Below are 25,894 nucleotides of genomic sequence, written 5' to 3'. Positions count from 1 at the left end.
GGCTTCAGCTCTCGTCGTCCGACTCGTCGACGTCACCAGAACGCGAAGCGTTCTGGTCGGCAGACGAGTCGCTCCGCGATTCGTCGACGTCCTCGAAGTCGGCGTCGACGAAGTCCTCGGCGTCGACGTCCTCGGGGTCCACATCGCCCATGCCTCCCATTCCCCCCATGCCGCCCATGCCGGCACCGGCACCGCCCGCGCCGGCCTGCTGCTGGTAGGCCTGCTTACCGATCTCCTGGAGGTCCTCGGAGAGCTGCTCTGTGGCGTCCTGGATCGCCTCGGTCTCGGCGTCCTCGTCGTCGAGGAGCGCCTCGATCTCCTCACAGTCGGCCTCGATCGTCTCGCGCGTCTCGTCGTCGACTATCTCCTCGTTCTCGTCGAGGAGGGCCTCGGCGCGCTGGACGGCGGTTTCGGCCTCGTTGCGGGCCTCGATGCGCTCGCGGCGCTCCTCGTCCTCGGCCGCGTGTTCCTCGGCCTCCTCCTGCATCCGCTCGATCTCCTCGTCGCTGAGGCCGGCGCCGCCCTCGATGGTGATGTCCTCGGAGTTGCCCGACCCCTGATCCTCCGCGGAGACGTGGACGATGCCGTCCGCGTCGATCTCGAAGGAGACCTCGATCTGCGGAGTACCGGCGGGGGCCGGCGGGATGCCGGTGAGCTGGAAGGCGCCGAGGAGCTCGTTCTCCTCGGCGATCTCGCGCTCGCCCTGGAAGACCCGGATCTGCACGCTCTGTTGGTTGTCGGCGGCGGTCGTGAACACCTTCGAGGCCTCCGTCGGGATCGTCGTGTTCTTCTCGACGAGGCGCTCGAAGAGCCCGCCCTTCACCTCGATACCCAGGCTCAGGGGCGTGACGTCGAGGAGGACGACGTCGTCGACGTCGCCGCTCAGGACGCCGCCCTGCACGGCCGCACCGAGCGCGACGGCCTCGTCGGGGTTGACGGACTTCCGGGGCTCCTGGCCGACGACTTCCTCGACCTTCTCTTGGACCTGGGGCATCCGCGTGGAGCCGCCGACGAGCACGACGTCGTCGATGTCGCTCGCGTCGAAACCGGCGTCCGAGAGGGCCTGTTGGGTCGGGCCGACCGTCCGCTCGATGAGGTCGCTCGTGATCTTCTCGAACGTCGCGCGCGTCACGTCCTGTTCGAGGTGGACGGGACCGTCGTCCGTCGCCGTGATGAACGGGAGGTTGACCGTCGTCTCCTTTCTGCTGCTCAGCTCGATCTTCGCCTCCTCGGCGGCGTCCTTCAGCCGCTGGAGGGCCTGCCGGTCCTCGCGGAGGTCGATGCCGTGCTCGTCCTCGAACTCGTCGGCGAGGTAGTCGATGAGGGCCTCGTCCCAGTCGTCGCCGCCGAGGTCGTTGTCGCCGTTCGTCGCGATGACGTCGTAGGCGCCCTCGGCGATCTCGAGGACGGAGACGTCGAACGTCCCGCCGCCGAGGTCGTAGACGAGAACGGTGTTCTCGCCCTCCTCGTCGAGGCCGTACGCCATCGAGGCGGCCGTCGGCTCGTTGACGATCCGCTCGACGTCGAAGCCGGCGATCTCGCCGGCGTTCTTGGTCGCTTGGCGCTGCTTGTCGTTGAAGTACGCCGGGACGGTGATGACCGCCTTCTCGACGTCGTCGCCGAGGTAATCCTCGGCGTCGCGCTTGATCTTCTGGAGGATGCGCGCCGAAATCTCCTCGGGCGTGTACTCGTCGTCGCCGAGCGTGACCGTGTAGTCCTCCTCGCCCATGTGGCGCTTGATGGAGGCGACGGTCTGGTCGGGGTTCTGCACCGCCTGGTTCTTCGCGGGCTTCCCGACGAGGAGCTCGCCGTCGTCGTACGCGACGACCGAGGGCGTCGTCCGGTCGCCCTCGCTGTTGGCGATGATCTCGGGCTCGCCGCCCTCCATCACCGCGAACGCGCTGTTCGTGGTACCGAGGTCGATACCGAGAATCTTCTGACTGGCCATCTTGGGAGGTAATGAGTCGCCGTTTCGGTTTAAAGCTTGCTAGTGTGGACGGCTCACACGACCGTCAACGAACGCGAATACGAGCGTTTCGGGGCGTGAGAGCCGCGGGGAACGCTGGATTTATGATGAACCGGTAAGCGATCGACCGCGTCGACGCGCCGCCCCTACGCGTCGTTCGCGTCGCCGGACCCGTCGCTCACCGTCACCTGCGCCGCGCGCAGGACCTTCTCCCCCATCTCGTACCCCGGCCGGTAGACCTCCGCGACGGTCCCCTCGGGTTCGTCGCTCGACACCTCGAGCATCACCTCGTGACGGTGCGGATCCGTCTCGCTCCCGGGCTCGGGCGCGATCTCCGCGACGCCCTCGTCCTCGAAGACCCGATCGAGCTCGCGTTTCGTCATCTCGACCCCCTCGCGCAGCGAGTCGACGTCGCCCGACTCCTCCGCGAGCGCCCGCGTGAGGTTGTCCCGAACGTCGAGCAGGCGCGTCACCAAGTCCTCCGTCGCGCGCTCCTCCGTCTCCGCCTGCTTGCGCTTCGCGCGCTTCTTGTAGTTCTGGAAGTCCGCCTGCACGCGTTGCAGGCGCTCTTCGAGGTCCTCGACCTCGGCCTCGAGGTCCTCGACGTCCTCCGCGAGGCGGTTTCGGTCGCCAACGACGTCCGCGACCTCCTCGGCGAGGTCCTCGTCGTACTCGGCGACGCGGTCGGCGAGCGGGTCCCCGACCGTCTCGGGATCCGCCGCCTCGTCCGCGTCCGCCTCGGCGTCGCTCGCCTCGGGGTCCTCCACGTCGACCTCCACACCGTCGGCGTCGTCTGTCATGGCCGAAGGAAGCGCCCGACGCGGCATAAGGGTTTCAGAAGACCGTTCGAGGGACCTAAACGCGCGTCCGTCCAACGTCCGGGCGATGACGGTCACGCTCGGCTACGCGGACGGCACGGTGCGGGTGGACGGCGACGCCGACGTCTACGGACGCCTCCCCTACGTCGAGCGCGACGATCGCACCGACTCGGGGCGGGTGCCGGGCTACCGGTACGGCCCGCTGCGCGCCCACCTCCGCACGCTTGGCACGACGGTGGAAGACTCGGTCCCCCGGTGGGAGCGCCTCGCCGTCGCCACGACGTACGAGCTCCGGGACTACCAGCGCGCGGCGCTCGACGCCTGGCGCGAGAACGACCGGCGCGGCGTCGTCGAACTCCCGACGGGCGCGGGCAAGACCGTCCTCGCGCTGAAGGCCATCGAGGCCGTCGGGGAGACGACGCTCGTCGTCGTCCCGACCATCGACCTCCTCACGCAGTGGCGCGAGGAGCTGGCGAGCGAGTTCGACTGCGAGATCGGCCAGCTCGGCGGCGGCGAGCAGACCGTCGGAGACGTCACCGTCTCGACCTACGACTCCGCGTATCTGCGCGCCGACGAGCTCGGCGATCGCTTCGGGTTCGTCGTCTTCGACGAGGTCCACCACCTCGGCGGCGAGGGCTACCGCGACGTCGCGCGCCTGCTCGCCGCCCCCGCGCGCCTCGGCCTCACCGCGACGTTCGAACGCCCGGACGGCGCGCACGAGGTCCTCACGGACCTCGTCGGGGACGTGGTGTATCGCCTCGACGTCGACGACCTCGCGGGCGAGCACCTCGCGGCGTACGACGTGCGCCGGCTCGAAGTCCCGCTCACCCCCGAGGAGCGCGAGCGCTACGAGGACGCGCAGGGCACCTTCACGGACTACCTCCAGCAGTCCTCGATCACGTTCACCTCCGGGAGCGACTACCAGGAGCTCGTGAAGCGCTCGGGGAACGACCCGCGGGCGCGCGAGGCCCTGCTGGCGAAACAGCGCGCGCGCACCATCGTGCAGGAGTCCGACGCGAAGGTCGCCGAACTCGCCTCGATCCTCGGCCGCCACCGCGGGGATCGAGTGATCGTCTTCACGGCGTCGACGGACCTCGTCTACCGGCTCTCCGAGCGCTTTTTGATCCCGCCGATCACGCACGAGACGGGGGCGAGCGAGCGCCGCGAAATCCTGAGGAAGTTCCGCGCGGGGACGTACTCGCGGGTCGTGACCGCGAACGTCCTCGACGAGGGCGTCGACGTCCCGGACGCGAACGTCGCGGTCGTCTTCGCGGGCTCGGGGAGCGAGCGCGAGTTCACCCAGCGACTCGGGCGCGTCCTCCGGCCGAAGGACGACGGGTCGCGCGCGACGCTCTACGAGCTCGTGAGCGCCGACACCGCAGAGGAGCGCGTCGCGGACCGGCGGCGGTGACGGGTGACGGTCGGCGGCAGTCGCTCACGAGCTCGTCCGCTACGCCCGCACCCGCCGAACGTCGCGCAGCGAGACGTGGGGCGTCACGCTCGGCGCGTTCGCGCGCTGGACGTCGCCGTAGGTCGCCCGCACGACCCGGGTGCTGTTCGGGTCGAGCGTCACGCCGACGGTCCGCTCGCGCGTCTCCCCGTCGATCTCGGGGCGGAAGACGACGGTCGCGGCGTACGGATCAGCCTCGACGTTCGAGACGATGGCCTCGATGACGAGCGCGCCCGCCTCGTCGAAGGCGACGTCGCTGCTCGCCACGAGCACCGGCGCGGCGTCGGCCGACGCGTCGAGACAGCCGGCGAGCCCGCAGAGACCCGCGAAGCCGGCGCCTCGCGCGAGGAACGTCCGTCGATCCATACCGAGTCGGTCGGTCCCCGGTGTCTTTTATCCGCCGGTCGCCAACGGGCGGTCGTGCTCACGAAGGACCTCCTCCGGGTGTCGCGCGCCGGCGGCGGCTATCGGCCGCGGTTCGCGGGCCCCGACGACGCCGCCGTCGCCGATCGGGTTCTCGACGCCTATCGGGACGCCGTCGGCGCGGAGCGGGCGACGCTGACGGACGCCCTCACCGACGTCGAACGCGACTCGCCCGACTTCAAGCTCGTGCGCGGCTTCGCCAAGCTCGTCGAGCGTGACGCGACCTTCGAGGTGCGCGCGCCCGTCGAACCCCGAACGGCCCGGAACGTCGCGTTCGCCGCCGCGGAGGACGTCGGCGTCGTCACGGAGGCCGAGCGCGACGCCGCCATCGCGGACGCCGCCGACCGCCTCGACGCGACGCCGGACGACGTGCGCTCGAGCCTCCACGCGGACCGGGAGTCGCGCGAGGTGCTCGTCGACGCCGACGCGCGCTGGGACGCCGACGGCCTCGTCGCCCAGTACAACCTCTCGCTCGCCCAGACCGCGCTGTTCGACGCGACCGAGGTCCGCGTCCGCACGGACGACCCCCGCTCGCTCGTCCTCGCGATCAAGCGCCTCGGCCTCCTCTACGAGGTGCGATCGACCGAGGACGGGGTCGGCCGCGAGGTGGTCCTCACCGGCCCGGACGCGCTCTTCCGTCGCACCAGACGGTACGGCACCCGATTCGCGCGCGTCCTCCGCGCCGTCGTCGATCGGGACGACTGGCGCATCGAGGCGACGATCGACGACCGCGGGACCGAGCGGGCGATGACGCTCAGCGACGCCGATCCGCTCCGCGCTCCCGACGCCGACCCCGTCGCCGACGTCTCCTACGACAGCGGCGTCGAGCGCGAGTTCGCGGCGCGCTTCGACGCGCTCGACCTCGACTGGGACCTCGTGCGCGAACCCGACCTCCTCGACGCCGGCGAGCACCTGATGGTCCCCGACTTCGCCTTCGACTACCGTTACGCCGACGTGCGCGTCTACTTCGAGATCATGGGGTTCTGGACGCCCGAGTACGTCGAGAAGAAGCTCGCGCAGTTGGACGCGACGGACGTCGAACTGCTCGTCGCCGTCGACGAGTCGCTCGGCGTGGGCGACGAGATCGAGACGCGGGATCACCGCGCGATCCCCTACACGGGGTCGGTGCGCGTGAAGGACGTCGTGGACGCCCTCCGCGAGTTCGAGGCCGCCCTCGAAGCCGACGCGAGCCGCGACCTCCCCGCGGAACTCACCCCTACCGCGGACGTCGTCGCCTTGGACGACGTCGCTGCGGAGTACGGCGTCCCCGTCGAGGCGGTCGAATCGCGAGCCGTCCCCGAGCACGAGCTGGTCGGGCGGACGCTCGTCCGGCCCGCCGTGCTAGACGCCCTCGGGACGGAGATCGAGGCGGGGATGGCGCTCGACGCCGCCGAAGCGGTGCTGGCGGATCACGGGCTCACCGAGACGAGCGCGGTGCTCGCCGCGCTGGGGTATCGCGTCGAGTGGGAGGGCCTCGGGGGCGGCGTGGTGCGCGAGAAGGGATCCTAGAGCTCCCGACGGCGGCCCTTCGGGATCATCGAGCGGAGCTCGCCGTGGAGGTAGAGGCCGACGCCGAGCGGTTCGCGTCGCGCGCTCGACTCGGCGCCCGCGCAATCCGCATCCTCGCGCGCCTCGTCCGCCGCACCGTCCGCGATCTCGTGGGCGGCGATCAGGTAGCCCCAGTCGCCGTCCCACTCGACCTCCCGGTCCTCGCCCGCGACGAACGCCCGGGCGTCCGCGGGCGAGAGGTCGATCACGTTCCGCGTCGCGTGGCGGCCGAAGCGCTGGGCGGCGTTCGTCGTCGGCTTCCAGTGCTCCTGTCGCGTTCGGAGGAACGTCATGCCGAGCGATTCGACTTCGAGGCCGTCGGGCACGTCGCTCGCCGCGATCCAGATCTTTCCCGCGCCCTTCTCCCAGAAGGTGTAGGGGGCGAGGACGTCACGCGGGACGCCGAAGCGATCCGTCCAGTAGGAGAGGACCGCCTCGCGGGTCGCCCGGCCCTCGACGTCGCGCTCGTCGGCGCTCGCGGGCAGGCGCTCGAAGCGGTGGCTCGTGTTCTCCATCAGGCACCGACCTCCAGCTTCGCGCAGAAGAACCCCCCGGTGTCGTTCTGGTGGGGGTAGAAGCGCTTGGCCCTCGTCAGCGAGCCGTCGTACGTCTCCCCGTTCCACGCGGTGAGACCGGGCGAGTGCGCGAGGTCGACGTCGAAGTCGACGAGCGCGACCGGTTCGTCGTCGAGGACGCGATCGATGACGCCCTCGTTCTCCTCGGGCGCGAACGTGCACGTCGAGTAGACGACCGTGCCGCCCTCGCGGGTGAGGCGGATCGCGCGCCGGAGGATGTCGGTCTGGAGCGCGGCGATGTTCAGGCTCGCCTCGCGGCCGACGGTGTCGAGGGCGTCCGCGTTCTTCCGGATCGTCCCCTCGCAGGTGCAGGGGACGTCGGCGAGCACGGCGTCGAAGGCGTCGATCCCGAAGCCGTCCGCGGTGAAGCGCCGCGCGTCCTCGTTCGTGACGGTGACGCACGTCGCGCCGAGGCGTTCGGCGTTCGAGCGCAGCGCGGAGAGCCGCCCGAGGTTGTCGTCGTTCGCCACGAGCAGTCCCGCGTCGTCGAGCAGGTCGGCGAGCTGCGTCGTCTTCGAGCCCGGGGCGGCGCAGGCGTCCCACACCGCGTCGCCCGGCTCCGGGTCGAGGACGCGCGCGGGGATCGCCGAGACTTCCTCCTGCCCGTGGATCCACCCGTGGAAGTACGGCCACGTGTTCCCGGGTTTGTCCGTATCGACTTCGAGGATCGAGGGGTTCCACGCGCGGCGCGTCACGGTCACGCCCTCGTCCTCAAGGGCCGCGGCCGCCCGGTCGGGGTCGGCCTTGATCCCGTTCGCGCGGACGACCGAGGGGAGCGGACGCTCGCAGGCCTCGCGGAACGCCGCGTAGTCGTCGACGATCGGCTCGTAGCGTTCGAGCGCGTCCATTCGTGTCCGTCCACTCGCGCCCCCGGCGCTTGGGGGTTGCGTTTCTCCCGGTCGCCGGCGGGCCGTCTCGCCCCCGGACTTATCTCCCTCGCGCGAGTCGTCGCTACCATGGCACGCGTCAGAGAACGAGCCGAGTTCGACCTCGACGACCCCGTGCTGGTCGAGGGGTTGCCGGGCGTCGGTCTCGTCGGGAAGATCGCCACCGATCACCTCGTCGATCAGTTCGACATGGCGTACGTCGGCAGCGTCGACTGCGAGGGGCTCCCCGAGGTCGCCGTCTACGGCGCGGACGACTACACCGCGCGCCCGCCGGTCCGCCTCTACGCCGACGAGGAGCACGACCTGCTCGCCCTGCAGGCCGACATCCCCGTCAACCGCGTCGCCGCCGCCGAGTTCGCCAAGTGCGTCACCGACTGGGTGACCGACGTCGGCGCGACGCCGCTCTACCTCAGCGGCTTCCCGAACCAGGAGGACGACCCGGCGCACGTCCCCGACGTGTTCGGCGTCGCTACCGGCGACGGCGCGGGAATCCTCGACGAGCACGGGATCGGCGCGCCTCCCGAGCAGGGCGTCATCGGCGGGCCGACCGGTGCGCTCGTCAATCGGGCGGACGTCAACGACCTCACCGGCGTCGGCATCGTCGTCGAATCGGACCCCCAGTTCCCCGATCCCGCCGCGTCCAAGCAGCTCATCGACAAGGGCATCGAGCCGATCGCCGACGTCGGGATCGAGACCGACACGCTCGTCGAGCAGGCCGAGCAGATCCGCGACCAGAAAGAGCAACTCGCCCAGCGGATGCAACAGGCCAGCGAGGAGGAGTCCACGCAGGCCCAGTCGATGCGGATGTTCGAATAGCGCGGGAGCGGACGGCGACCGTCAGACCCCCGTATCGGGCCGCATCTTTTTGCGACGTGACGCCCTATCGTCACGCATGGGAGACGACCGAGAGAGTGAGGAGCTCAGCAAGAACTCGAAGAGCGGCGGGAACGACTCGAAGGACGCGCCCGCGACGATGGCGAAGGGGTCGAAGCCGACGAGCGACGACGAATAGGTCGTGGCCAGCGTTCTCACCGACGTCCTCACGCATCTCGACGCGGTCGTCGCGTCGCTCACGATCCTCTTCCCCGGGTTCCTCACGTACTTCGTGTACGTCGGCGTTCGCGCAGTCGGATACGACCGACTGAAGCGGGGTCACGTCGTACTCGTCCTCTTCTTCACGCTGTTCTTCCAGATTGCGAGAGGGTTCTCGGGAGGTCTCATGTCGTGGCTCCCGTACCAGTTCCTCTTCTACTTCGTCTTCCCGCTGGTGCTGGGAATCCTCGCGGACATCGGCCATCGTCTCTTCATCAACGTCGGCGTCGACTGGTACCAATCGTACATCGTCGGACGGACCGAACGGCTTGAGGGTCTCGATGTCGGGAACGTCTCTCGGTGGCAAAAGACGGTACAAAGCTACGTCAAAGACGGGTTGAACGATTTCACGAAGGAGTACTACGTCGAAGTGGAGGTCCCGGGCGTAGACGGCGAAGTACGAACCAAGCGCGGGTTTCTAAACGGGTATAGCGACGACGACATCGAGATACTCCGGTACGACGACCTCGCAGAGAAGAGTTTCGCCGGGGTCGGGAGCCCGGACATCGACGAAGAACGACTCACGATGACGGTCGAGCTCGTCCCCCGCGACAGGATCGAGGCGATCCGAATCTATCGCGTGAAGATGGAAGATTTCGAGCTGGAGTAGCCCCTCAGAGGAGCGGGACGGCGTCCTTCAGCCCGAACTTGACGATCTTCGGGTTCTCGCGGGCGAAGTCGCGGAGCATCGGGAGGTCCTCGCGGTGGAGGAGTTCGGCGATGGCGCGAACGCTGCCGCCGTTCGCGGCGGCGAGCGTGTCGAGGTCGACCTCGTTGATGTCGCGCATGAGTCGGTCGTAGCGCTCGTTGGGCGCGTAGTAGAGGAGGTGCGTCATCAGGAGGCGGACGCCGGCGTCGGGCGCGACGTCGCGGTGCCAGAGCTCGTCGTAGATGCCGAGTTCCTCGGCGGAGGTGTCGACCGCGCCCGTGAGACAGTGATCGGCGGCGATCGCGGCGGCGCGCGCGGACTTCATCCCCTTGTGGATCCCCTCACCCCAGAGCGGATCGATTGACGGAACGGTGTCACCGATCGCCATGAAGCCGTCCGTGGAGAGCTGACCCGGCGGCTGGATGTGCGCGGACCCGCGGTGCTGTTTGCCCTCCAGCTTCTCCGCGTCCGCGAAGCGCGGGTCGCTCTCCAGCCAGTGTTCGAGGTAGTCGTCGATGCTCATCCCGTCGGTGTTCGAGTGGTACTTCTCGTTCTGGATGTAGCAGAGGCCGACCTTCGCGGTATCGCCGCCCGTGTGGAAGATCCAAGAGTACCCACCCGGCGCGAGGTCGTGATCGAGGCGGAGCATCATCGCGTCCGTGAGGTCGGCGTAGTCGGGATGATCGATCTCGATGCCCTCCATCTCCCACTCGATGCCGATCGCCTGATTCTCGCGTTCGAGGTCGGAGACGCCGAGTTGCTTGGCGAGCGGCGCCGCGGGCCCGGTAGCGTCGACGACGATGTCGGCGCGGACCTCCTCGTCGCCGTCGTAGCGGACGCCGACGACGGAGCCGTTCTCCGTGAGTGGGGCGGTCGCGCGCGAGTCGAAGCGGTACTCCGCGCCGTTCTCGCGTCCCTCGTGGACGAGGAAGCGCTTGAACTCCGCGAACTCGAGCACCGCCCCCGGCTGGGACTGCGTGAAGTGGTTCGACGGCGATTCGAGGACGACGCCGTCCGTGAACTGCATCACGACGTCGTCGGGAATCCCGAACGCCCCCATCATCCCCGGGAACGTCCCGGCGGTCGATTTGTTGCTCTGTCGCGGGAAGTCGTCCTCGGTCTCCGTCTCGAGGACGAGCACGTCGTAGTCGCGTGCCGCGAGGTCCCTGGCGCACTGCGCGCCCGCGGGCCCGGCGCCGGCGATAACCACGTCGAAGTGGTCAGTCATACAGTACGGAACCGGGGTTTCGCTAATAAGTGTTGCTGAATACGCACGCCTCGGGGTCGTTTTCGACGTTTGAGCGAGAACAGAAGGACGTGGGCGGTCCGCCACGCCCACGAGGAGAGCACGAGCACGACGACGCCGGGAACGAGGGCGGCGAAGAACGCGACGGCCGTGAGGAACGCCCACTGCCGCGCCCACTCGCTCCCCCGCGCCGTCGCGTCCCGATACACCCACCGGGCGATGTCGTGGATGGCGACGGCGACGACGAGGAGGGCGAGATAGCCGTGCAGATTCTACGGGGGGAGAGACTCGGAGAGGAACGAGTCGAGGCATCCGTCAGACTCAGCCAGCGTACTTACCGCGCGCGACCGCAGGGTGCGAGCGGGCCGAGAGCCGACCAACGGGAGGCTCGCAGTGCTTTCGGTCGAGCTTTTGCCAGCGAGCCGTAGGCGAGCGCAGGAAAAGGTCGTTTAGAGACGATAGTCGTGCTCCCCGGTCTCCGTGTCGAGGAACACCGCGAGCAACGCGACCGCCGCGTCCACGTCGTCGAGGTGCGCGGTCTCCGTTACCGTGTGCATGTAGCGCAGCGGAACGCTGATCGCCGCGACCGGCTTCGCGCCGTGCGTGTTCTGGAACCCCGCGGTGTCCGTCCCGCCTGCCGGCAGCACCTCGGGCTGGTGGGCGATACCCTCCGTCTCGGCGACCGACTCCAGGCGTTTTCGCACCTTGGGGTTCGTGATGACGCTCCCGTCCTTCAGTTTGATCGCCGCGCCGGAACCGAGTTCCGTGACGTGTTTCGAGGCGTCCGAGAACTGCGGGACGTCGTTCGCCACCGTCACGTCGAGCGCGACGGCGAGGTCCGGGTCGAGGTCGACGCCGAGCGCCGTCGCTCCCCGCAGTCCCACCTCCTCTTGCACCGTCGCCGCGACGTGCACCGTCACGTCGGGATCGATCCGCTTCGCGGCTTCCAACACCGCGAAGAGACACACGCGGTCGTCGAGCGACTTCCCCGTCACCGTCTCGCCGAGGCGTCGGGTGTCCTGCGCCATTGTCACGACGTCGCCCACGGAGACGCGCTCCGCGACGTCCTCGCCGTCCCGCCCGAGGTCCACGTAGAGGTCCTCGACTTCGTCGCTGGACTCGCGCTCCTCGTCACTTATCGTGTGCGGCGGCGGCGACCCGATGACCCCCTCCAGGTCGCCCTCCGCGGCGTGGACGGTGACGCGCTGGGCGCGCAACACGCGCGGGTCCCACCCGCCGAGCGCGTCGAGTCGGAGGAACCCCTCGTCGGTGACGTGTTTCACCATGAAGCCGATCTCGTCCATGTGCGCCGCCACCGCGACCTCGTAGTCGGGGTTCGTCGAGCCCTCGATCGTCGCCACGACGTTCCCCATCGCGTCCGTCCGGATCGCGTCCGCGACGTCGTCGAGCTCGCGGCGCACGATCGCCCGGATGCGGTCCTCGTGACCCGGCGCGCCGTGGGCCTCCGTCAGCTCCGTCAGCAGGTCGAAGTCGGCGTCCATGCCCGGAGACGACGGCCGCCCGGCTCATAAACGCCCGCGATCAGCGCCGACGCGGGCGGTGCGCGCGGACCGAAACGGCGGGCCGATTCAGGCGTCGCGCTCGACGACGTACTCCGCGAACGCGGCGAGTTCGGCGGCGACGTCGTCGGTGAGCGGGACGCTGTCGAGGTGGTCGCGCGCCTCCTCGACGAGCGCGAGGGCGCGCTCGCGGGCGTACTCGACGCTCCCCGTCTCCTCCATGATCTCGATGGCCGCGAGCGCCTCGGCGTCGGTCGTGTCGTCCGCGGCGAGGATCTCCTGGAGGCGCGCCGCGTCCTCGGGCGCGGCGTTGCGCACGGCGTGGACGGCGATGAGCGTCTTCTTCCCCTCTTTGACGTCGTTCCCGACGGCCTTCCCGAAGTCGCCGGCGCGATCGAGGCTGTGCTCGACGTCGAGGATGTCGTCCGCGATCTGGAAGGCGATGCAGACCGTCTCCATGAACGCCGCGAGTTCGGCCTCGACGTCGTCGTCCTGATCGGTGACGATCGCCGCGAGGCGGCCGACGATCCGCCCGAGACAGCCGGTCTTACACGCGCACATCTCCATGTACTCCGCCTCGGTGATCGCCACCTCGTCGCTGTTGTGCCAGCGGATGTCCATCCCCTGACCGAGGTGCGTCCGGTTCAGCTCGTGCGTGAGCATCTCGTAGACGGCGAGGCGGGTCGCGGGGTCGAGGTCGGCGGGGTTGCGTTCGACGATCTTCAGGGGGATGAAGTAGAGCGCGTTACCGGCGTTCAGCGCGATGTCCTGCCCGTAGCGGTGGTGGACGGCCTCCTCGCCGCGGCGGATCTCCGCGCCGTCCTCCACGTCGTCGACGATGATCGTGCCGTTGTGAAGGATCTCCGGGATGACCGCGTACGGGAGGAGCTCCGTGGGGTCCGCACCGAACCCCTCGGCGAGCATCAGGAAGACGACGGCGCGCCAGCGCTTCCCGCCGCGATCGAGGAGGTCCCAGACGGGCGTCGAGAGGGCGTCCTCGATGGCGTCGGGGTCGTACTCGTAGCGACCCTCCCCGAAGAACGAGCGGAGGTAGTCGGCAGTCAGTTCGCGCGGGAGGACGCGTTCGATCTCGCGATCCACCGCGGGTCGCCATTCCGAGAGCGATTTGGACATGTCGAGCGAGTTCGCGGTCACGGGGCAAAAAGCTGCCACCTTCGCGCCCCCCGCAGACGCAATCCTTTTCCGCTATCTCGGCGACGAACGCCCATGAGCGACGCAGATACGGACGCCGAGGCCGAGCTCCGCGAGGAGCTCACCGCCGCACTCGAAGGCGCCGACTACCCCGTCACGAGCATGACCAGCCTCGTCCCCGAACTCCCGCGCGGCCCGATGACGAAGTTCCACGCCGGCGACCGCACCTTCTCCGCGATGGAACTCGCCAAGCTCCTCTCCGGTCACGAGGAGTTCCCCTACGACGACGTCGAGACCCTCGTCGACGACGTCATCGCGGGCCTGCGAGCCGAGGGGGAACTGTAAGCCCGCTCCGCCCACTCCGCACCGACTTCACCCACGCTTTTGCCGGTCGGCGACGCCACTCACCACATGACCGACTGGATCGGCCGGACCTTCACGAGCGAGACGGGCTGGACGCACCTCGAAACGCTCGTCGACATCGGGAACCGGATGGCGGGAAGCGCGGGCGAACGCGAGGCCGCCGTCGCCACGCGCGATGCTCTCGCCGAGCACGCCCGGAACGCCCACCTCGACGAGTTCGAGATCCAGGGGTGGGACCGGGGGACGTCCGCGATCGTCGCGGGCGGGACCGAGCAGGGCTGTATCGCGCTCCCGCGCAGCCCCTCCGGATCGGCGTCCGGCCCCCTCGTCGACCTCGATCATGGTCTCCCCGACGACTTCGCGGGCCGCGACCTCTCGGGGGCCGTGGTGCTCGTCGACTCCACCGTCCCCGACCACGCCGAGCGCGTCGTCCACCGCCGCGAGAAGTATTACCGCGCGGTCGAGGCGGGCGCGGCCGCGTTCGTCTTCGCAAACCACTACCCCGGAGGGTTGGCGCCGACGGGGAGCGTCGGAACCGCCGACGCGCCGGTCGGCGAGATCCCCGCCGTCGGCGTCTCGAAGGAGGTCGGCGCGCGCCTCGCGCGGCGCTTCGCGGGCGAGACCGTCACCGTCGACGTCGAGGCGTCGCTCGGCGACGCCACCTCGCAGAACGTCCACGCCGAACTCGGACCGCGAACCGACGAGGCGCTCCTCGTCACGGCGCACGTCGACGCCCACGACATCAGCGAGGGCGCGATGGACAACGGGGCCGGCACCGCGATGGTCGTCGAGCTCGCGCGAGCGCTCGCGGCGCGCGAGGACGAACTCGACACGCGGGTGCGCTTCGTCGTCTTCGGCGCCGAGGAGGTCGGGCTCGTCGGCTCCGCGCACGACGCCGCGATCCGCGATCTCGATCGCGTGCGCGCCGTGTTGAACCTCGACGGCGTCGCCGCGGCGCGCACGCTCGAGTGCACGACGCACGGATTCGACGCGCTCGGCCGCGTCGTCCGTGAGGTCGCCGACCGCTTCTCGCACCCGATCACGATCGACCCGGAGCTCGGGCCCCACTCCGATCACTGGAACTACGTCCAGCATGGCGTCCCGGGCTACGTGGTGGCGAGCGACACCGGGGACAGCGGGCGCGGGTGGGGTCACACCGCCGCGGACACACTCGACAAGCTCGAAGCGCGTACCTTCCGGGAGCAGGCGATCCTCCTCACGGCGCTCGCCGTCGCGCTCGCCGACGACGGCTTCACGGTCGCGCACGCCGCACCGGCCGATATCGCGGCCGCTTGCGAGGCCCAGGACCTCGCCGCGGGAATGCGAGTCACCGGCGACTGGCCGTACTGATCCCCGCGCGGATCGACCGCCGACAGCAGCTTTTTGCCCGCGGGGGGCCACCCTCCGACGATGACCGAGGCACACGTCGGGCTCGTCGGCCCGGAGGCCGAGAGCGCCGCCGCCGTCGTCGAGAACGCCGGCGGAACCGCGACCGTCGGGGACGCCCGATCGGTCCTCGACGGCGACGTCGACGCCGTCGCGGCGTTCGCCGAGCGCGCGCTCTACGCCCTCGTCCGCGCCGGTCTCTCCCCCGAAACGCCCGTGCTCCCCCTCAACGCCGACCCGGTGGCCGACGCCGTCACCCCGACGGAGCGCGACCGCGCGCTTCGCCGCCTCGTCCGCGGCGAGTACGACTCGCGCGAGCGACCGACGATCGCCGTCGAGGCGCGTCGCGAGACGTATCGCGCGCTCTCCGACGTCATGCTCGCCACCGCGGAGGCCGCGCGGATCTCCGAGTACGCCATCGAGGCGTGTGGCGAGGCCGGCGTCGCGCCCCTCGACACGGTCCGCGCCGACGGTATCGCCGTCGCCACGCCGCTCGGGAGCCGCGGGTACACGGCCACGGCGGACGGCCCCGCGCTCTCGCCGACCGTCGACGCCGTCGCTGTCGTTCCGATCGCTCCGTTCCGCGTCGAGTGCCCGAACTGGGTCGTCTCGCTCCCCGGCACGCTCACCGTCGAACGCGACGAGACCGACGTCGTCCTCCTGATCGACGACGCCGACGTCGGCCTCGTCCGACCGGGCGCGCCCGTCCGTCTCTCCTACGGCGAGCCCGTGACGCTCGCCGCGACGACCGAGGACTGAGTCCGCCTCACTCCTCGCCGCCGCGCGCTCGCACCGCCTCGGGGTCGAACTCGTTCACCGCTCGGTTCGGGCGGAGCCCCGCCCGCTCGACGACGTCGAGGTCGGCCGCCGCGCTCTGCCCGTCCGTCGTGAGGTAGTCGCCCGTCAAGAGGCCGTCCGCGCCCGCTTCGAAGGGGCGGTGCGCGTCCGCGTCGTCGAACGCGACCTCGCGCCCGCCGGTGAGTCGGACGCGCGCCTCCGGGTGGAGGAACCGGTAGACGGCGACGGTCTTCACCACGGCCGTGGTGTCGATGGCCGGTCCGTCCGGGAAGCGCTCGCCGAGCGGCGTCCCCGGGACGGGGTCGAGGACGTTCACGGGGAGCGAGGAGACGCCGACCTCGCGGAGCGCGAGCGCGGCGTCGATCCGGTCCGTCGGACTCTCCCCCATCCCGAGAATCACGCCCGCGCAGAGGTCGAGCCCCGCGGCCTTCGCGGTCTCCAGCGTCTCGACGCGGTCCGCGAAGTCGTGGCTGCCGACGACTTCGGGGAAGTAGTCCGGCGAGGTCTCGATGTTGTGGTTGTAGTGGTTCAGCCCGACGTCCGAGAGGGTCTCGGCTTCCGCCTCGGTGAGAACGCCGAGACTGGCGTCCACCGCGACCGCGGTCTCGTCGCGGACGAGCCGGATCGCCTCCAGCACTCGCTCCCACTCGTCAGGGCGGCGCTCCTTCGAGACGCCGCGCTCCGCGACGACGATCCCGAATCGTTGCGCGCCGTCCCGTTCGGCGCGCTTCGCCGCCTCGAGGATCGCGTCGGGGTCGAGCAGGTCGTGGGTATCGATGCCGGTGTCGAAGCGACCCGACTGCGCGCAGAACCCGCAATCCTCCGCGCAGCCGCCCGCCTTCGCGTTCACGATGCTGCACGCGTCGACCGTCCCGTCTCCGTAGCGCGCGCGGATGGCGTCCGCCGCGGGCGCGAGCGCTTCGATCGGCTGCGCGACGAGGGCGAGCGCGTCACGGCGCGTCAGCGTCTCGCCGGCCGACACGCGTTCGAGCGCGTCGTCGACCGTTCGATTGCCGGTCTCGTAAACCATGATCCAGTCCCTAGTTTACGGGACCGTAAGGATTGGGTCCACACCTCGCTGACGGGCGGCGCTAACCGACCGCGACAGCCGACACGACCGGCGCTATCGGCCGTGAACCGGCCGAATCGCCCCATCCAGTCATCCATCGAGCGGCCGACCAGCCGACGCCGGCGAGTCGGACGACGACCCTCGATAGAACTCTCCGCGTGGTGCTCCGCGTCGCGCTCCCCGTACTCGCCGCCGGCTAAGCGAGCGGACGCGAACGGCGGTCCCGCCGCGACCGCCACGATGACAGATACGACCAGTCCCTCGACGCGGGCACGCACGAGAGCGTGCGGATGATGCTCGACGGGCCGCCGAAGGAGGGCGTGGCGCTCGCCGTCGTAGCGCATCGGGTCACCGGCGGTGACGAAACGGACGGCTCCCCCGACGTAGACGGTTCGCCCCGCGCCGACGGTGATCGGGTCGTGGCGACGGCCGACGTCGACGTCAGCCGAGACCGGCGTCGTGAGGGTCGTCCCCCGTCCCCCGTCCCGCGGCGCGCGCGATGTGCGCCCCCGCGCTACCACTCGCTTCCGTCCGCGAGATCGACGGCGTGATCGAGCTTGGAGGACGGACAGACGTCTTCGAGCACGCACTCCTCGCAGTCGGGGTTGCGCGCCGTGCAGGTGTCCCGGCCGTGCGCGATCAGCCAGTGCGTGTAGTTCTTCCAGTGCTCCTCGGGGACGACACCGTCCATGAGGTCCGCCTCGATCTTCTCGGGGCGTTCCTCCTCGGTGATGCCGAGTCGCCGCGAGAGGCGCTGGACGTGCGTGTCGACGACGATCCCCTCCGTCAGGTCGTGTCCGTGCTGGAGGACGACGTTCGCCGTCTTACGCCCGACGCCCGGGAGGTCGGTGAGCGCGCTCATCGTGTCGGGCACCGCCCCGTCGTGCGCCGCGATGATCTGCTCGGCGGCGTCGTGGATGTAGCCCGCCTTGCTGTTGTAGTACGTGATCGAGTCGATGTGCGACGCGATCTCGTCGACGTCCGCGGCCGCGAACGCCGCGGGGCCGTCGTACGTCTCGAAGAGGTCGGCAGTCACGCCGTTCACGCGCTCGTCCGTGCACTGCGCGGAGAGGATCACGGCGACGAGGAGCTCGAAGCGGTTCGAGAAATCGAGCGAGATCTCCGGATCCGGGTATTCGCGCTGGAGGCGCTCGATGACCTCCGACGCCTGCGCCGCGCGCGTGTCGAGTGGGTCGCCCATGCCGGCGCAACTCGGACGGCGGCCTTCAGGGTTGCGGACCCCCGCGGGGGGACGAGAGCGTTCGAGTCTCCGCAGGACGGAAACGCCGTCGCGCCGTCGCGCGTGGGCGGGGCGAGCCGAAGTAATGGATGGAAACGCGAACGCGGGCTTTCGGGACGTTTATGCGCGCGAGCGTCCCGCGTGCAGGCATGAAAGCCACCGCGAGAGCCCATCCGATTCAGGGGCTCGTGAAGTACCACGGGATGCGGGATCACGACGCGCGCTACCCGTACCACGACAGCATCAGCGTCTGCACCGCGCCCGCGAGCACCACGACGACGGTCGCGTTCGACGACCGGCTGGACGCCGACGAGTACGTCATCGGCGGCGAGGACGTGACGGGACGGGGCGCCGAGCGCGTCGAGAGCGTCCTCGACGAGGTGCGCGAGCGCGCCGGCATCGACACCCGCGCGAGGCTCGTCAGCGAAAACGACTTCCCGACGAACATCGGCCTCGGCTCCTCGGCGTCGGGGTTCGCCGCCGCCGCCGTCGCCGCCTGCGAGGCCGCGGGGCTCGACCTCTCGCATCCCGAGATGTCGACCATCGCCCGACGCGGGTCGGCGTCCGCCGCGCGCGCCGTCACCGGCGGATACTCCGACCTCGGGGGCGGGCTGAGCGACGCGGAGTGTCGGAGCCACCGACTCGACGCCGCCGAGCGCCTCGAGGAGGACGTCCGCATCGTCATCGCCGAAGTCCCCGCGTACAAGGAGACGCAGGCCGCCCACGACGAGGCCGAGGAGAGTCACATGTTCGACGCGCGGCGCGTCCACGTCGAGGACCAACTCGCGGAGATGCGCGACGCGGTGCGAAACGGCGACACGGAGCGCGTCTTCGAGACCGCCGAACACGACTCCCTCTCGCTCGCCGCGACGACGATGACCGGCCCCGAGGGGTGGGTCTACTGGCAGCCGGAGACCCTCGAAGTCTTCGAGACGGTGCGCGACCTCCGCGCCGACGGCGTGCCCGCGTGGTTCTCGACCGACACGGGCGCGACGGTGTACGTGAACACGGACGCCGAGCACGCCGCGGCGGTCGAGGACGCGATCGCCGCGACCGGCGTCGACACGCGCGTCTGGGAGGTCGGCGGGCCCGCGCGGATCCTCGACGACGGCGCGGCGCTGTTCTGAGACGGCCCGAACTTCAAAGGGGGCGCTCCACGACGGTTCGAGTATGCGCGTCGCTGTGCTCGGCGGTGGCTACGCCGGCCTGATGGTCACACGCAAACTCGAAGAGCGACTCCCCCCCGACGACGAGCTCGTCCTCGTCGACGAGACGGGCGACCACCTCGTCCAACACGAGCTCCACCGAACGATACGCTACCCCGGTTTCGCCGACGACATCACCGTTCCCCTCGACGCACTGGTCACACGCGCGACGGTCCGCGAGGCGACCGTGGCGGACCTCGACCCGGACGCGGGGACGGTCGCGCTCGCCGACGGCGGCTCGATCGAGTACGACGCCGGCGTCGTCGCGCTCGGCTCCCAGACCGCGGACTACGACATCCCCGGCGTCGCCGCGCACGCGACGCCGCTCAAGCGCCTCGAACACGCCGCGACGCTCCGACGCGACTTCTTCGACGCGGTCGACCCGAACGCCGGCACGGTCGCCGTCGTCGGCGCGGGCCTCTCGGGCATCCAGACCGCGGGGGAGTTCGCCGAACTCGCCGACCGCGAGGGGGTCGCCGCCGATGTCGACGTCGTGCTCCTCGAGCGCGCCGAGACGGTCGCGCCCTCGTTCCCCGAGCACTTCCGGACGGCGGCGCGCGACGCCCTCCGCGACCTCGGCGTCCGCCTCGAAACCGGGACCGAAGTGACGGAAGTCACGGCGTCGACCGTCGTCGCCGACGACCGGGACGTCCCGTACGACGTGCTCGCGTGGACCGGCGGCGTCCGCGGCCCGGACGCGCTCGGCGGTGAGCGGCGGGCCGTTCGGGCGGACCTCCGCCTCTCCGAGCGGACGTTCATCGCCGGCGACGCCGCGGACGTCGTGGACGCCGACGGGGAGCGCGTCCCCGCGAGCGCGCAGGCCGCCGTCCGCTCCGCACCGGTGGTCGCGCGGAACGTCGAACGCGTCCTCGACGCCGCGCGCACCGGCGACTCCGTTCGACACCTCGAGAAGTGGGCCTTCGAGACGCCGGGCTGGCTCATCAGCGTCGGCGACGACGCTGTCGCCCAGCTCGGCCCCGAGGTGTTCCGCGGGACGGCCGCGAACGTCATCAAGACGAGCGTCGGCCTCACCTACCTCGCCGAACACGGCTCACTCCGCGACGCGGTCGCGGTCGTCCGCGACGAACTCGGCGACGATCGAGTCCTCCCGGACCGCGAGGACCGCGGTTTCTGACTACTCGCGCGTCCGGCGGGGCGCGTCGCCCGCATCGTCGTCTGTGTCGGTTGCGTCACCGCCGCCTCCGTCGGCGTCGCTGGCGGTGGCCTCGTCCGCCCCGCTCACGCCGTCGATCTCGAAGCGCGCCCCGCCGCGCTCTCCCTCCGAGACCGCGACGTCCCAGCCGTGGGCATCGGCGATCTGCTCGACGATCGAGAGACCGAGTCCCGTGCCGTCCTGACGTGTCGTGAACCCGTCCTCGAAGATCTCCTCTCGTCGGTCGGCGGGGATGCCGGGGCCGTCGTCCGCGACGTAGAACCCATCGTCGGTCGTCCCGACCGTGACGGTGAGCGCCCCGTCGGCCGCGTGTTCGAGCGCGTTCCGAAAGAGGTTCTCCAAGAGGTGGCGGAGGCGCTCGTCGTCCGCCGCCACCGTGCCCAGCGGACCCGCGACGTCGAGCGTCGCGTCGGCTTCCTCGCCGACCGCGAGGTCCCACGACGACGCCACGAGGGCGTCGAGGTCGACGGACTTCACCGACCCGAGCTCCTCGCCCTCCCGGGTGAGCGTGAGGAGGTCCGCGATGATTGTCTCCATCCGCTCGTGGGCGGCCTCGACCCGGTCGAACGCCTCCGGGTCGTCGCCCTCGCGCGCGAGGGCGAGGTAGCCGCGCGCGACCGACAGCGGCGATCGGAGGTCATGGCTGACGACGGACGCGAAGCGTTCGAGGCGTTCGTTCTGTTCCGCCAAGCGATCGGTCGTCCGACGGCGCTCGAGCTCGTAGCTCACCCAGCGCGCCATCAACTCGACGAACGTTCGCTCGGCGTCGCCGAACGGCTCCGTCCGGGGGTCGCTGCCGGCGAAACAGAACGTCCCGTAGAGGTCGCCGCCGACGGTCACCTTCGCGCCGATGTAACAGCCGAACCCGAACCGCTCGTACGCCGGATCGTCCGCCCACCCCTCTCTCGTGGCGTTCTGGACGGTGACGAGCTCGCCGTGCGTCATCGTCCGCTTGCAGTACGCCTCTTCGAGTGGACACGTCTCTCCGGGCGAGATATCGTCGTCTCCGACCGCGGTGACGACGCGCTGGTGGCCCTCGTCGATCTGCATGAAGTAGCCGCCGGGGACGTCGAGATAGTCGCGGCCGAGATCGAGCAGACGCTCGACCTTCTCGTCGAAGGACGCCTCGCCGTCGGCCGTGATCCGGTACATCTCCTCCAGGGCGGCCTGCTCACGTTCGAGGCGCTCACCGAGGTCAACGCGCTCGGTGACGTCGTGGAGGACGGAGAGGTGCTCGCCGGGGGCGACGTTCGCCGTCGCCCCGTACTCGACGATGCGCTCCTCCCCGTCCGAGCGGACTAGCGGGAACGTCCCGTGGACGATCTCGCTCTCCCGGAACGACATCCACTCGCCCTCGACGTCGTAGCCCGGGGCGGCGAAGTCGTTCACCCGGCTCCCGACGAGCTCCGCGCGCGGCACGTCGAACAGCTCGCAGGCCGCCGCGTTCACCTCGACGTATCGGCCGTCGTCGTCGGCGATCACCATGGCCGTCGCGGCCTCCTCGAACGCCGCGCGGTAGCGAGCACGCCCCTCGTCGCGCGCCTCGCGGTCCGTGACGTCGCGGAGGACCGCGACGACCCCGTCCGCGCCGTCCCACGTCAGCCGTCGGCCGGTCGCCTCCATCGTCAACTGTCGGCCGTCCGGTGTCTCGAACGGCCGCGTGACCCGGGCGCGTCGCTCGTCGCCGGACGCCGCGTGCTCGATGGCGCGGAGCACCGACTCGCGCGTTCCACCCGAGGCGAACGCGTCGACGGATCGGCCGACGAGGCCGGACTCGTCCTCGACGCCGGCAGTCGCCACCGCGGGTGGGTTCGCGTACGCGATCGCGCCGTCGACGATCACGACGATCGAGTCCGGTGATCCCTCCAAGATCAGCCGTCGTCGCTCCTCCGCGGCGTCCGCGGCCCGGCGGGCACGGACGCGTTCGACGGCGTGCACCACCCGTCGCGCGAGCAGAGCGTACTGCTCGGCCCCGCGCGCCTTTCGGAGGTAGTCAGTGACGCCCGCCGAGATCGCGCGGCTCGCCAACTCCTCCGAGCCGCGCCCGGTGAACAGGACGAAGGGCAACCCCGGATCGTCCGCCCGGATCGCTTCGAGGAGCTCGATCCCGTCCGTGCCCGGCATCTCGTAGTCGCTGACGACGCAGTCGATCCCCATCGTGTCGAGCGCGTCGAACGCCGCCGCGGCGCTCGTCACCGCGACGCTCGTCAGCCGCTCGTCGGCGCGTTCGAGGTGCGTCCCAACGAGTTCGGCGAGCCCCGGCTCGTCGTCCACGCAGAGAACCGAGATCGTGTCCCCTCCCGTCATACCTCCCCTTGGCCGCTAACGCGTATAAGTGTCCTCGCCGCACCGGCGCGCCGACGCTCTCGCGTCGCACCCGCCGCGATCAGTACTCGTGACGTAGGACGACGGTACCGTCGGCGTCCGTGACGCGGACCGTATCGCCGTCGTTGTCCCACACCGGCTGATCCAACCCCCAGTAGAGGTCGGTCTCGCTCCACTGGCCGTCGCCGGTGTGGAGTCGGACGGACGCGCCGGCGTCGAGGGCGAACGTCTCGGGGAAGTGGAACTCCCAGCCCTCGGCGTCGGCGACGGTGTAGCCGCCCACGTCGAGCGTCTCGCTTCCCTCGTTCGTGAGCTCGACGTACTCCCGCGCGAGGCTCTCGGCGTCGTCGCCGTCCGGATCCACGTGCGTCTCCGTGACGGCGAGCGACGGCCCGGACGTCGCGTTCTCGAAGTCCCCCGGACGCACCGTATCGCGCCCGCGGAACCACGTGTACGACCCCGTCTTGCCGACGAGGAAGCCGTACGCCGAGTCGAGAGCGAAGTTCGCGGACGTGCGGTTGTACTTCAGGTAGAGGTCGCCGTCCCGCCGGATGTGCTTCTGGGGCGACGCGCCGTTCTGCCCGGCGAGGTAGTCCCGCGACCCGAAGTAGACGGAGTAGTTCCCCGGGTCGACGTCGCTCGGATCGACCCACTCGCTCGCGTTCGCGCCCTCCGGCGGCGAGCGGATGACGACGGTGACGTCGCCCTCCTCGTAGGGGTCGAAGGTGTTCGGATCGTCCGACGGCATGATCTCGACGTTCGCGCGCCTCACGCTGCGCTTCCCCGCCGGCCTGATCTTCACCGGCTTCTCCGTCGAGAGGTCGAACGACGACGTCGCGTCGCCATCGTCGCTCAGGACGCGCCACGCCGGGACGTTCGAGAACGTCTTCGGCGTGACCTCGATCGTCGAGCTCCCGTCGCCGATACCCCAGTACGCGCCGCCGTCCGTCTCGCCGGCCTCCCACTCCCACCTCACCTTCGCGTTACCACCCTCCCACTTCTCGAAGTCGTCGTCGCCCCCCAGCGGGTCGTCCCGGACCGCCCACTCGCCCTTCGAGCGCGAGAGCCCCGAGAACGTCAGGAACGCCGTCCCGCCGTGCTCGGCGCGCGCGCTCCCGTGGAGGAAGACGAGCGACGACCCCACGGGACCGTCGTAGACGAACAGCCGCGACGCGTCCGGTTCCGCGGTCAGGTCGGCGGGCGGGTTCGCCGACGACCCCCGGTAGTTGTAGAACTCCTCGACCGTCTCCCCGTCGTGTGAGAGCGGCGCGACCTCCCAGCGGAGGTAGCCCTGCTGGACGACGTACGAGTCCGGGCGCGACCCGCTCGGCGCGTCCCGGTTCGTCGCCCCGAAGAGACCGCCGCCGCCGAGCGCCAGCGCGCCGAGGCCGCCGGCCCCCAGCACGTACTCGCGCCGCGACAGCGACGCGCCCTCGGCCGACGTCCCGTCCGGCGACGCCGGATCGTAGTCCTCGCTCATGCCGCCGGCTTGTCGACGCGTCGATAAAAGGGGCGTGGCCGTTCCGGTGCGTCCCGTCCCGTGGCGTCCGGACCGCGAACCGATTCGCCCCTCACGTTATGTATGTACGGACCATGCACCCGGCACGCACGATGGATCGCGGTGAGCGAGACCGGGACGGGGTCAGCGACGCGGCGCGACTAGTCCCACACGGCCTCGTCGCCCTCGGCGCGCTCGCGCTCGTCGCGCTCGTCGCCGAGTGGCTCGCTTTCGGGATGCTCGACGGCACCACGGCCCCGCGCCAGCTCGTCGGCGAGTTCCTCATCTCGCTGGCCCTCGCGGCCGCCCTCGCGTACGGCGGCTACTGGATCACGACCCGTGACTACTCCGTCGATCTCTATCCGCGGATCGCACGCTGGTGTCTCTGTGGCCTCCTCGGCTTCCTTCTCTTCAACCTCCTCATCATGATGATTTCCCCCGCACCGACGCCCCGCGCGAACGTCGCGTGGGCGCGCGGTACCGCGGTGCTCGGCGCCTTCGGCGGGCTCCTCCTCGGTATCGTCGAGGCCCGCTCCATCCAGCGTGCTCGCCGCGCCGAACGCGCCGTCGCGCGCGCCGAGTACGCCGAGCGCCAACAGCAGTGGTTCGACTACCTCAACGGCCTCCTCCGCCACGAAGTGCTCAACAAGGCCAACGTCATCGAGGGGTACGCCGCGCTCGTCGCCGAGGACGTGGACGATCCGGTCCTCCGCGAGCGTCTCGACGTCATCCGGCGCAACAGCGACGAGATGGCCGAGGTCATCGAGGACGTCCGCGTCCTCATCCACGCCACCGAGGAACCCGACGAACTCTCCGCCGTCGATCTCGTCCCGATCGTTCGGAACGCCATCGCGGACGTCCGCGATCGCACCGAGCGCGTGCACGTCGAGGCCGACCTCCCCAGCGACGCCCCGGTCTCCGCCGACGCCCTCCTCCCGCGGGTCTTCTCCAATCTCCTCGACAACGCCGTCGAACACAGCGACACCGGCGACGTCGCGATCGACGTGACCATCGACGAACACCCCGATGAAGTCCTCGTCACCGTCTCCGACGACGGCCCGGGGATCCCCGACGACGAGCGCTCCTCCCTCTTCGAGCGGAGCGACAACACGGGCAGCACGCACGGCCTCGGTCTCTACCTCGTCCGCCACCTCGTCGATCGCTACGACGGCGACGTCGCGCTCACCGAGACCGGCCCCGGCGGGACGACTTTCACCGTCGCTCTCCCGCGCGCCGACACAGCGAACGACGGCGACGCGCCGGACGAGTCGCCGCTCCGATAGCGGAGGCTGTCTTTGCCGACAGATCGACCGAGGCGCGGGGCCACAGGGGGAGGCCTCGTCGTGATAGATGTGCGCCGCTGATTCGAGAACTCGGAAGCGGCGGCGATACGGTGTAGCAGCGATGAACGGAACGGTACGTGTTTAGCCCCAGATCGGTTTCGGTAGTCTCTCGTAGGGGCCGTGAAACAAATAACGTAGATCGATGCAACAGGCGAGTGAGTGCACCC

At 70.3% G+C, this 25,894-nt stretch carries 23 protein-coding genes and 1 pseudogene; 12 read left to right on the top strand and 12 right to left on the bottom strand.

Going from position 1 to position 25,894, the window contains the following annotated elements; translation table 11 throughout:
• Nucleotides 1-4 precede the first annotated feature (4 nt).
• Nucleotides 5-1,948 carry a molecular chaperone DnaK gene (gene dnaK / locus J2754_RS12390; protein WP_211087610.1) on the bottom strand — a complete coding sequence of 648 codons (1,944 nt, stop codon included), beginning with the start codon at nt 1,946-1,948 and terminating at the stop codon, nt 5-7.
• A gap of 164 nt (nt 1,949-2,112) precedes the next feature.
• On the bottom strand, nt 2,113-2,766 hold the full coding sequence (locus J2754_RS12385; RefSeq protein WP_211087609.1) for a nucleotide exchange factor GrpE: 654 nt from the start codon (nt 2,764-2,766) through the stop codon (nt 2,113-2,115).
• A gap of 85 nt (nt 2,767-2,851) precedes the next feature.
• Between J2754_RS12385 and J2754_RS12380 the strand changes: the two genes are divergently transcribed.
• Nucleotides 2,852-4,195, top strand: coding sequence for a DEAD/DEAH box helicase family protein (locus J2754_RS12380; protein WP_211087608.1), 1,344 nt, complete (start codon nt 2,852-2,854; stop codon nt 4,193-4,195).
• 39 nt (nt 4,196-4,234) lie between these two features.
• On the opposite strand, the gene J2754_RS12375 is transcribed toward J2754_RS12380, so the two are convergent.
• Nucleotides 4,235-4,600 (bottom strand): hypothetical protein, encoded by a 366-nt coding sequence (locus tag J2754_RS12375; RefSeq protein ID WP_211087607.1) that lies wholly within the window; start codon nt 4,598-4,600, stop codon nt 4,235-4,237.
• 54 nt (nt 4,601-4,654) lie between these two features.
• On the opposite strand from J2754_RS12375, the gene J2754_RS12370 reads away from it, so the two are divergent.
• Nucleotides 4,655-6,166, top strand: coding sequence for a DUF790 family protein (locus J2754_RS12370; protein WP_188878632.1), 1,512 nt, complete (start codon nt 4,655-4,657; stop codon nt 6,164-6,166).
• Here J2754_RS12370 and J2754_RS12365 read toward each other — a convergent pair.
• Together J2754_RS12365 and J2754_RS12360 are read right to left on the bottom strand one after the other, a co-directional pair.
• The gene (locus tag J2754_RS12365) at nt 6,163-6,720 is read right to left on the bottom strand and encodes a DUF7122 family protein (protein WP_211087606.1); all 558 of its coding nucleotides are present in this window, start codon (nt 6,718-6,720) and stop codon (nt 6,163-6,165) included. The genes J2754_RS12370 and J2754_RS12365 overlap by 4 nt on opposite strands.
• Nucleotides 6,720-7,628 carry an RsmB/NOP family class I SAM-dependent RNA methyltransferase gene (locus J2754_RS12360; RefSeq protein WP_211087605.1) on the bottom strand — a complete coding sequence of 303 codons (909 nt, stop codon included), beginning with the start codon at nt 7,626-7,628 and terminating at the stop codon, nt 6,720-6,722. The genes J2754_RS12365 and J2754_RS12360 overlap by 1 nt, the downstream gene beginning before the upstream one ends.
• A gap of 108 nt (nt 7,629-7,736) precedes the next feature.
• Here J2754_RS12360 and J2754_RS12355 point away from each other — a divergent pair, with 108 nt between their 5' ends.
• On the top strand, nt 7,737-8,483 hold the full coding sequence (locus J2754_RS12355; protein WP_188878636.1) for a proteasome assembly chaperone family protein: 747 nt from the start codon (nt 7,737-7,739) through the stop codon (nt 8,481-8,483).
• 199 nt (nt 8,484-8,682) lie between these two features.
• Nucleotides 8,683-9,369: a hypothetical protein gene (locus tag J2754_RS12350; protein ID WP_188878637.1), complete on the top strand. Its 687-nt coding sequence runs from the start codon at nt 8,683-8,685 to the stop codon at nt 9,367-9,369.
• A 4-nt stretch (nt 9,370-9,373) separates the two neighbouring features.
• On the opposite strand, the gene J2754_RS12345 is transcribed toward J2754_RS12350, so the two are convergent.
• Nucleotides 9,374-10,636 (bottom strand): digeranylgeranylglycerophospholipid reductase, encoded by a 1,263-nt coding sequence (locus tag J2754_RS12345; RefSeq protein WP_211087604.1) that lies wholly within the window; start codon nt 10,634-10,636, stop codon nt 9,374-9,376.
• Between the two features lie 69 nt (nt 10,637-10,705).
• Here J2754_RS12345 and J2754_RS12340 point away from each other — a divergent pair, with 69 nt between their 5' ends.
• Entirely contained in the window at nt 10,706-10,915 is a 210-nt protein-coding gene (locus tag J2754_RS12340) for a hypothetical protein (RefSeq protein ID WP_211087603.1), read from the top strand.
• 188 nt (nt 10,916-11,103) lie between these two features.
• Here J2754_RS12340 and J2754_RS12335 read toward each other — a convergent pair whose 3' ends face one another.
• Entirely contained in the window at nt 11,104-12,156 is a 1,053-nt protein-coding gene (locus J2754_RS12335) for a M42 family metallopeptidase (protein ID WP_211087602.1), read from the bottom strand.
• Nucleotides 12,157-12,243: 87 nt separating this feature from the next.
• On the bottom strand, nt 12,244-13,308 hold the full coding sequence (locus J2754_RS12330; RefSeq protein WP_188878642.1) for a polyprenyl synthetase family protein: 1,065 nt from the start codon (nt 13,306-13,308) through the stop codon (nt 12,244-12,246).
• A gap of 93 nt (nt 13,309-13,401) precedes the next feature.
• Here J2754_RS12330 and J2754_RS12325 point away from each other — a divergent pair, with 93 nt between their 5' ends.
• The 3 genes from J2754_RS12325 to J2754_RS12315 all read left to right on the top strand — a co-directional run bounded on the left by J2754_RS12325 (nt 13,402) and on the right by J2754_RS12315 (nt 15,834).
• Nucleotides 13,402-13,671 (top strand): MTH865 family protein, encoded by a 270-nt coding sequence (locus J2754_RS12325; RefSeq protein WP_188878643.1) that lies wholly within the window; start codon nt 13,402-13,404, stop codon nt 13,669-13,671.
• A 66-nt stretch (nt 13,672-13,737) separates the two neighbouring features.
• Nucleotides 13,738-15,039 (top strand): M28 family peptidase, encoded by a 1,302-nt coding sequence (locus tag J2754_RS12320; protein WP_211087601.1) that lies wholly within the window; start codon nt 13,738-13,740, stop codon nt 15,037-15,039.
• A 60-nt stretch (nt 15,040-15,099) separates the two neighbouring features.
• Complete coding sequence (locus tag J2754_RS12315) at nt 15,100-15,834, top strand: NAD(+)/NADH kinase (protein ID WP_211087600.1); 735 nt, start codon at nt 15,100-15,102, stop codon at nt 15,832-15,834.
• A gap of 7 nt (nt 15,835-15,841) precedes the next feature.
• Here the strand turns inward: J2754_RS12315 and bioB are convergent, their stop codons facing one another.
• Nucleotides 15,842-16,903: a biotin synthase BioB gene (gene bioB / locus J2754_RS12310; RefSeq protein ID WP_188878646.1), complete on the bottom strand. Its 1,062-nt coding sequence runs from the start codon at nt 16,901-16,903 to the stop codon at nt 15,842-15,844.
• A 305-nt stretch (nt 16,904-17,208) separates the two neighbouring features.
• Between bioB and J2754_RS16755 the strand changes: the two are divergent.
• Nucleotides 17,209-17,493 (top strand): annotated as a pseudogene (locus J2754_RS16755) (hypothetical protein); the annotation flags it as partial.
• Here J2754_RS16755 and nth read toward each other — a convergent pair.
• A complete protein-coding gene (gene nth / locus J2754_RS12305) occupies nt 17,457-18,143 on the bottom strand; it encodes an endonuclease III (protein WP_211087599.1) in 687 nt (228 codons plus the stop codon). The pseudogene J2754_RS16755 and the gene nth sit on opposite strands and share 37 nt — an antisense overlap.
• A gap of 188 nt (nt 18,144-18,331) precedes the next feature.
• On the opposite strand from nth, the gene mvaD reads away from it, so the two are divergent.
• Together mvaD and J2754_RS12295 are read left to right on the top strand one after the other, a co-directional pair.
• Nucleotides 18,332-19,309, top strand: coding sequence for a phosphomevalonate decarboxylase MvaD (mvaD, locus tag J2754_RS12300; RefSeq protein ID WP_211087598.1), 978 nt, complete (start codon nt 18,332-18,334; stop codon nt 19,307-19,309).
• Between the two features lie 43 nt (nt 19,310-19,352).
• Entirely contained in the window at nt 19,353-20,522 is a 1,170-nt protein-coding gene (locus J2754_RS12295; protein WP_188878649.1) for an NAD(P)/FAD-dependent oxidoreductase, read from the top strand.
• Here the strand turns inward: J2754_RS12295 and J2754_RS12290 are convergent, their stop codons facing one another.
• Together J2754_RS12290 and J2754_RS12285 are read right to left on the bottom strand one after the other, a co-directional pair.
• Complete coding sequence (locus tag J2754_RS12290) at nt 20,523-22,868, bottom strand: PAS domain S-box protein (RefSeq protein WP_188878650.1); 2,346 nt, start codon at nt 22,866-22,868, stop codon at nt 20,523-20,525.
• 79 nt (nt 22,869-22,947) lie between these two features.
• The gene (locus J2754_RS12285; protein ID WP_188878651.1) at nt 22,948-24,366 is read right to left on the bottom strand and encodes a lamin tail domain-containing protein; all 1,419 of its coding nucleotides are present in this window, start codon (nt 24,364-24,366) and stop codon (nt 22,948-22,950) included.
• A gap of 113 nt (nt 24,367-24,479) precedes the next feature.
• Here J2754_RS12285 and J2754_RS12280 point away from each other — a divergent pair, with 113 nt between their 5' ends.
• Nucleotides 24,480-25,667, top strand: coding sequence for a sensor histidine kinase (locus J2754_RS12280; RefSeq protein ID WP_188878652.1), 1,188 nt, complete (start codon nt 24,480-24,482; stop codon nt 25,665-25,667).
• The last annotated feature ends 227 nt before the right edge of the window (nt 25,668-25,894 follow it).

Origin of the sequence: Halarchaeum nitratireducens, assembly GCF_017874695.1 — an archaeon.
Taxonomy (GTDB): Archaea; Halobacteriota; Halobacteria; order Halobacteriales; family Halobacteriaceae; genus Halarchaeum; species Halarchaeum nitratireducens.
This window is presented reverse-complemented; position numbering and strand designations above follow the sequence as displayed.

Excerpts from the sequence above, each read along its gene's own strand:
- J2754_RS12335 (WP_211087602.1), bottom strand. The coding sequence starts at position 12,156 with ATGGACGCCGACTTCGACCTGCTGACGGAGCTGACGGAGGCCCACGGC.
- J2754_RS12295 (WP_188878649.1), top strand. The coding sequence starts at position 19,353 with ATGCGCGTCGCTGTGCTCGGCGGTGGCTACGCCGGCCTGATGGTCACA.
- J2754_RS12280 (WP_188878652.1), top strand. The coding sequence starts at position 24,480 with ATGCACCCGGCACGCACGATGGATCGCGGTGAGCGAGACCGGGACGGG.
- J2754_RS12315 (WP_211087600.1), top strand. The coding sequence starts at position 15,100 with ATGACCGAGGCACACGTCGGGCTCGTCGGCCCGGAGGCCGAGAGCGCC.
- J2754_RS12355 (WP_188878636.1), top strand. The coding sequence starts at position 7,737 with ATGGCACGCGTCAGAGAACGAGCCGAGTTCGACCTCGACGACCCCGTG.
- J2754_RS12330 (WP_188878642.1), bottom strand. The coding sequence starts at position 13,308 with ATGTCCAAATCGCTCTCGGAATGGCGACCCGCGGTGGATCGCGAGATC.
- J2754_RS12285 (WP_188878651.1), bottom strand. The coding sequence starts at position 24,366 with ATGAGCGAGGACTACGATCCGGCGTCGCCGGACGGGACGTCGGCCGAG.
- J2754_RS12380 (WP_211087608.1), top strand. The coding sequence starts at position 2,852 with ATGACGGTCACGCTCGGCTACGCGGACGGCACGGTGCGGGTGGACGGC.
- J2754_RS12290 (WP_188878650.1), bottom strand. The coding sequence starts at position 22,868 with ATGACGGGAGGGGACACGATCTCGGTTCTCTGCGTGGACGACGAGCCG.
- dnaK (WP_211087610.1), bottom strand. The coding sequence starts at position 1,948 with ATGGCCAGTCAGAAGATTCTCGGTATCGACCTCGGTACCACGAACAGC.
- J2754_RS12325 (WP_188878643.1), top strand. The coding sequence starts at position 13,402 with ATGAGCGACGCAGATACGGACGCCGAGGCCGAGCTCCGCGAGGAGCTC.
- nth (WP_211087599.1), bottom strand. The coding sequence starts at position 18,143 with ATGGGCGACCCACTCGACACGCGCGCGGCGCAGGCGTCGGAGGTCATC.
- mvaD (WP_211087598.1), top strand. The coding sequence starts at position 18,332 with ATGAAAGCCACCGCGAGAGCCCATCCGATTCAGGGGCTCGTGAAGTAC.
- J2754_RS12385 (WP_211087609.1), bottom strand. The coding sequence starts at position 2,766 with ATGACAGACGACGCCGACGGTGTGGAGGTCGACGTGGAGGACCCCGAG.
- J2754_RS12320 (WP_211087601.1), top strand. The coding sequence starts at position 13,738 with ATGACCGACTGGATCGGCCGGACCTTCACGAGCGAGACGGGCTGGACG.
- bioB (WP_188878646.1), bottom strand. The coding sequence starts at position 16,903 with ATGGTTTACGAGACCGGCAATCGAACGGTCGACGACGCGCTCGAACGC.
- J2754_RS12360 (WP_211087605.1), bottom strand. The coding sequence starts at position 7,628 with ATGGACGCGCTCGAACGCTACGAGCCGATCGTCGACGACTACGCGGCG.
- J2754_RS12365 (WP_211087606.1), bottom strand. The coding sequence starts at position 6,720 with ATGGAGAACACGAGCCACCGCTTCGAGCGCCTGCCCGCGAGCGCCGAC.
- J2754_RS12375 (WP_211087607.1), bottom strand. The coding sequence starts at position 4,600 with ATGGATCGACGGACGTTCCTCGCGCGAGGCGCCGGCTTCGCGGGTCTC.
- J2754_RS12345 (WP_211087604.1), bottom strand. The coding sequence starts at position 10,636 with ATGACTGACCACTTCGACGTGGTTATCGCCGGCGCCGGGCCCGCGGGC.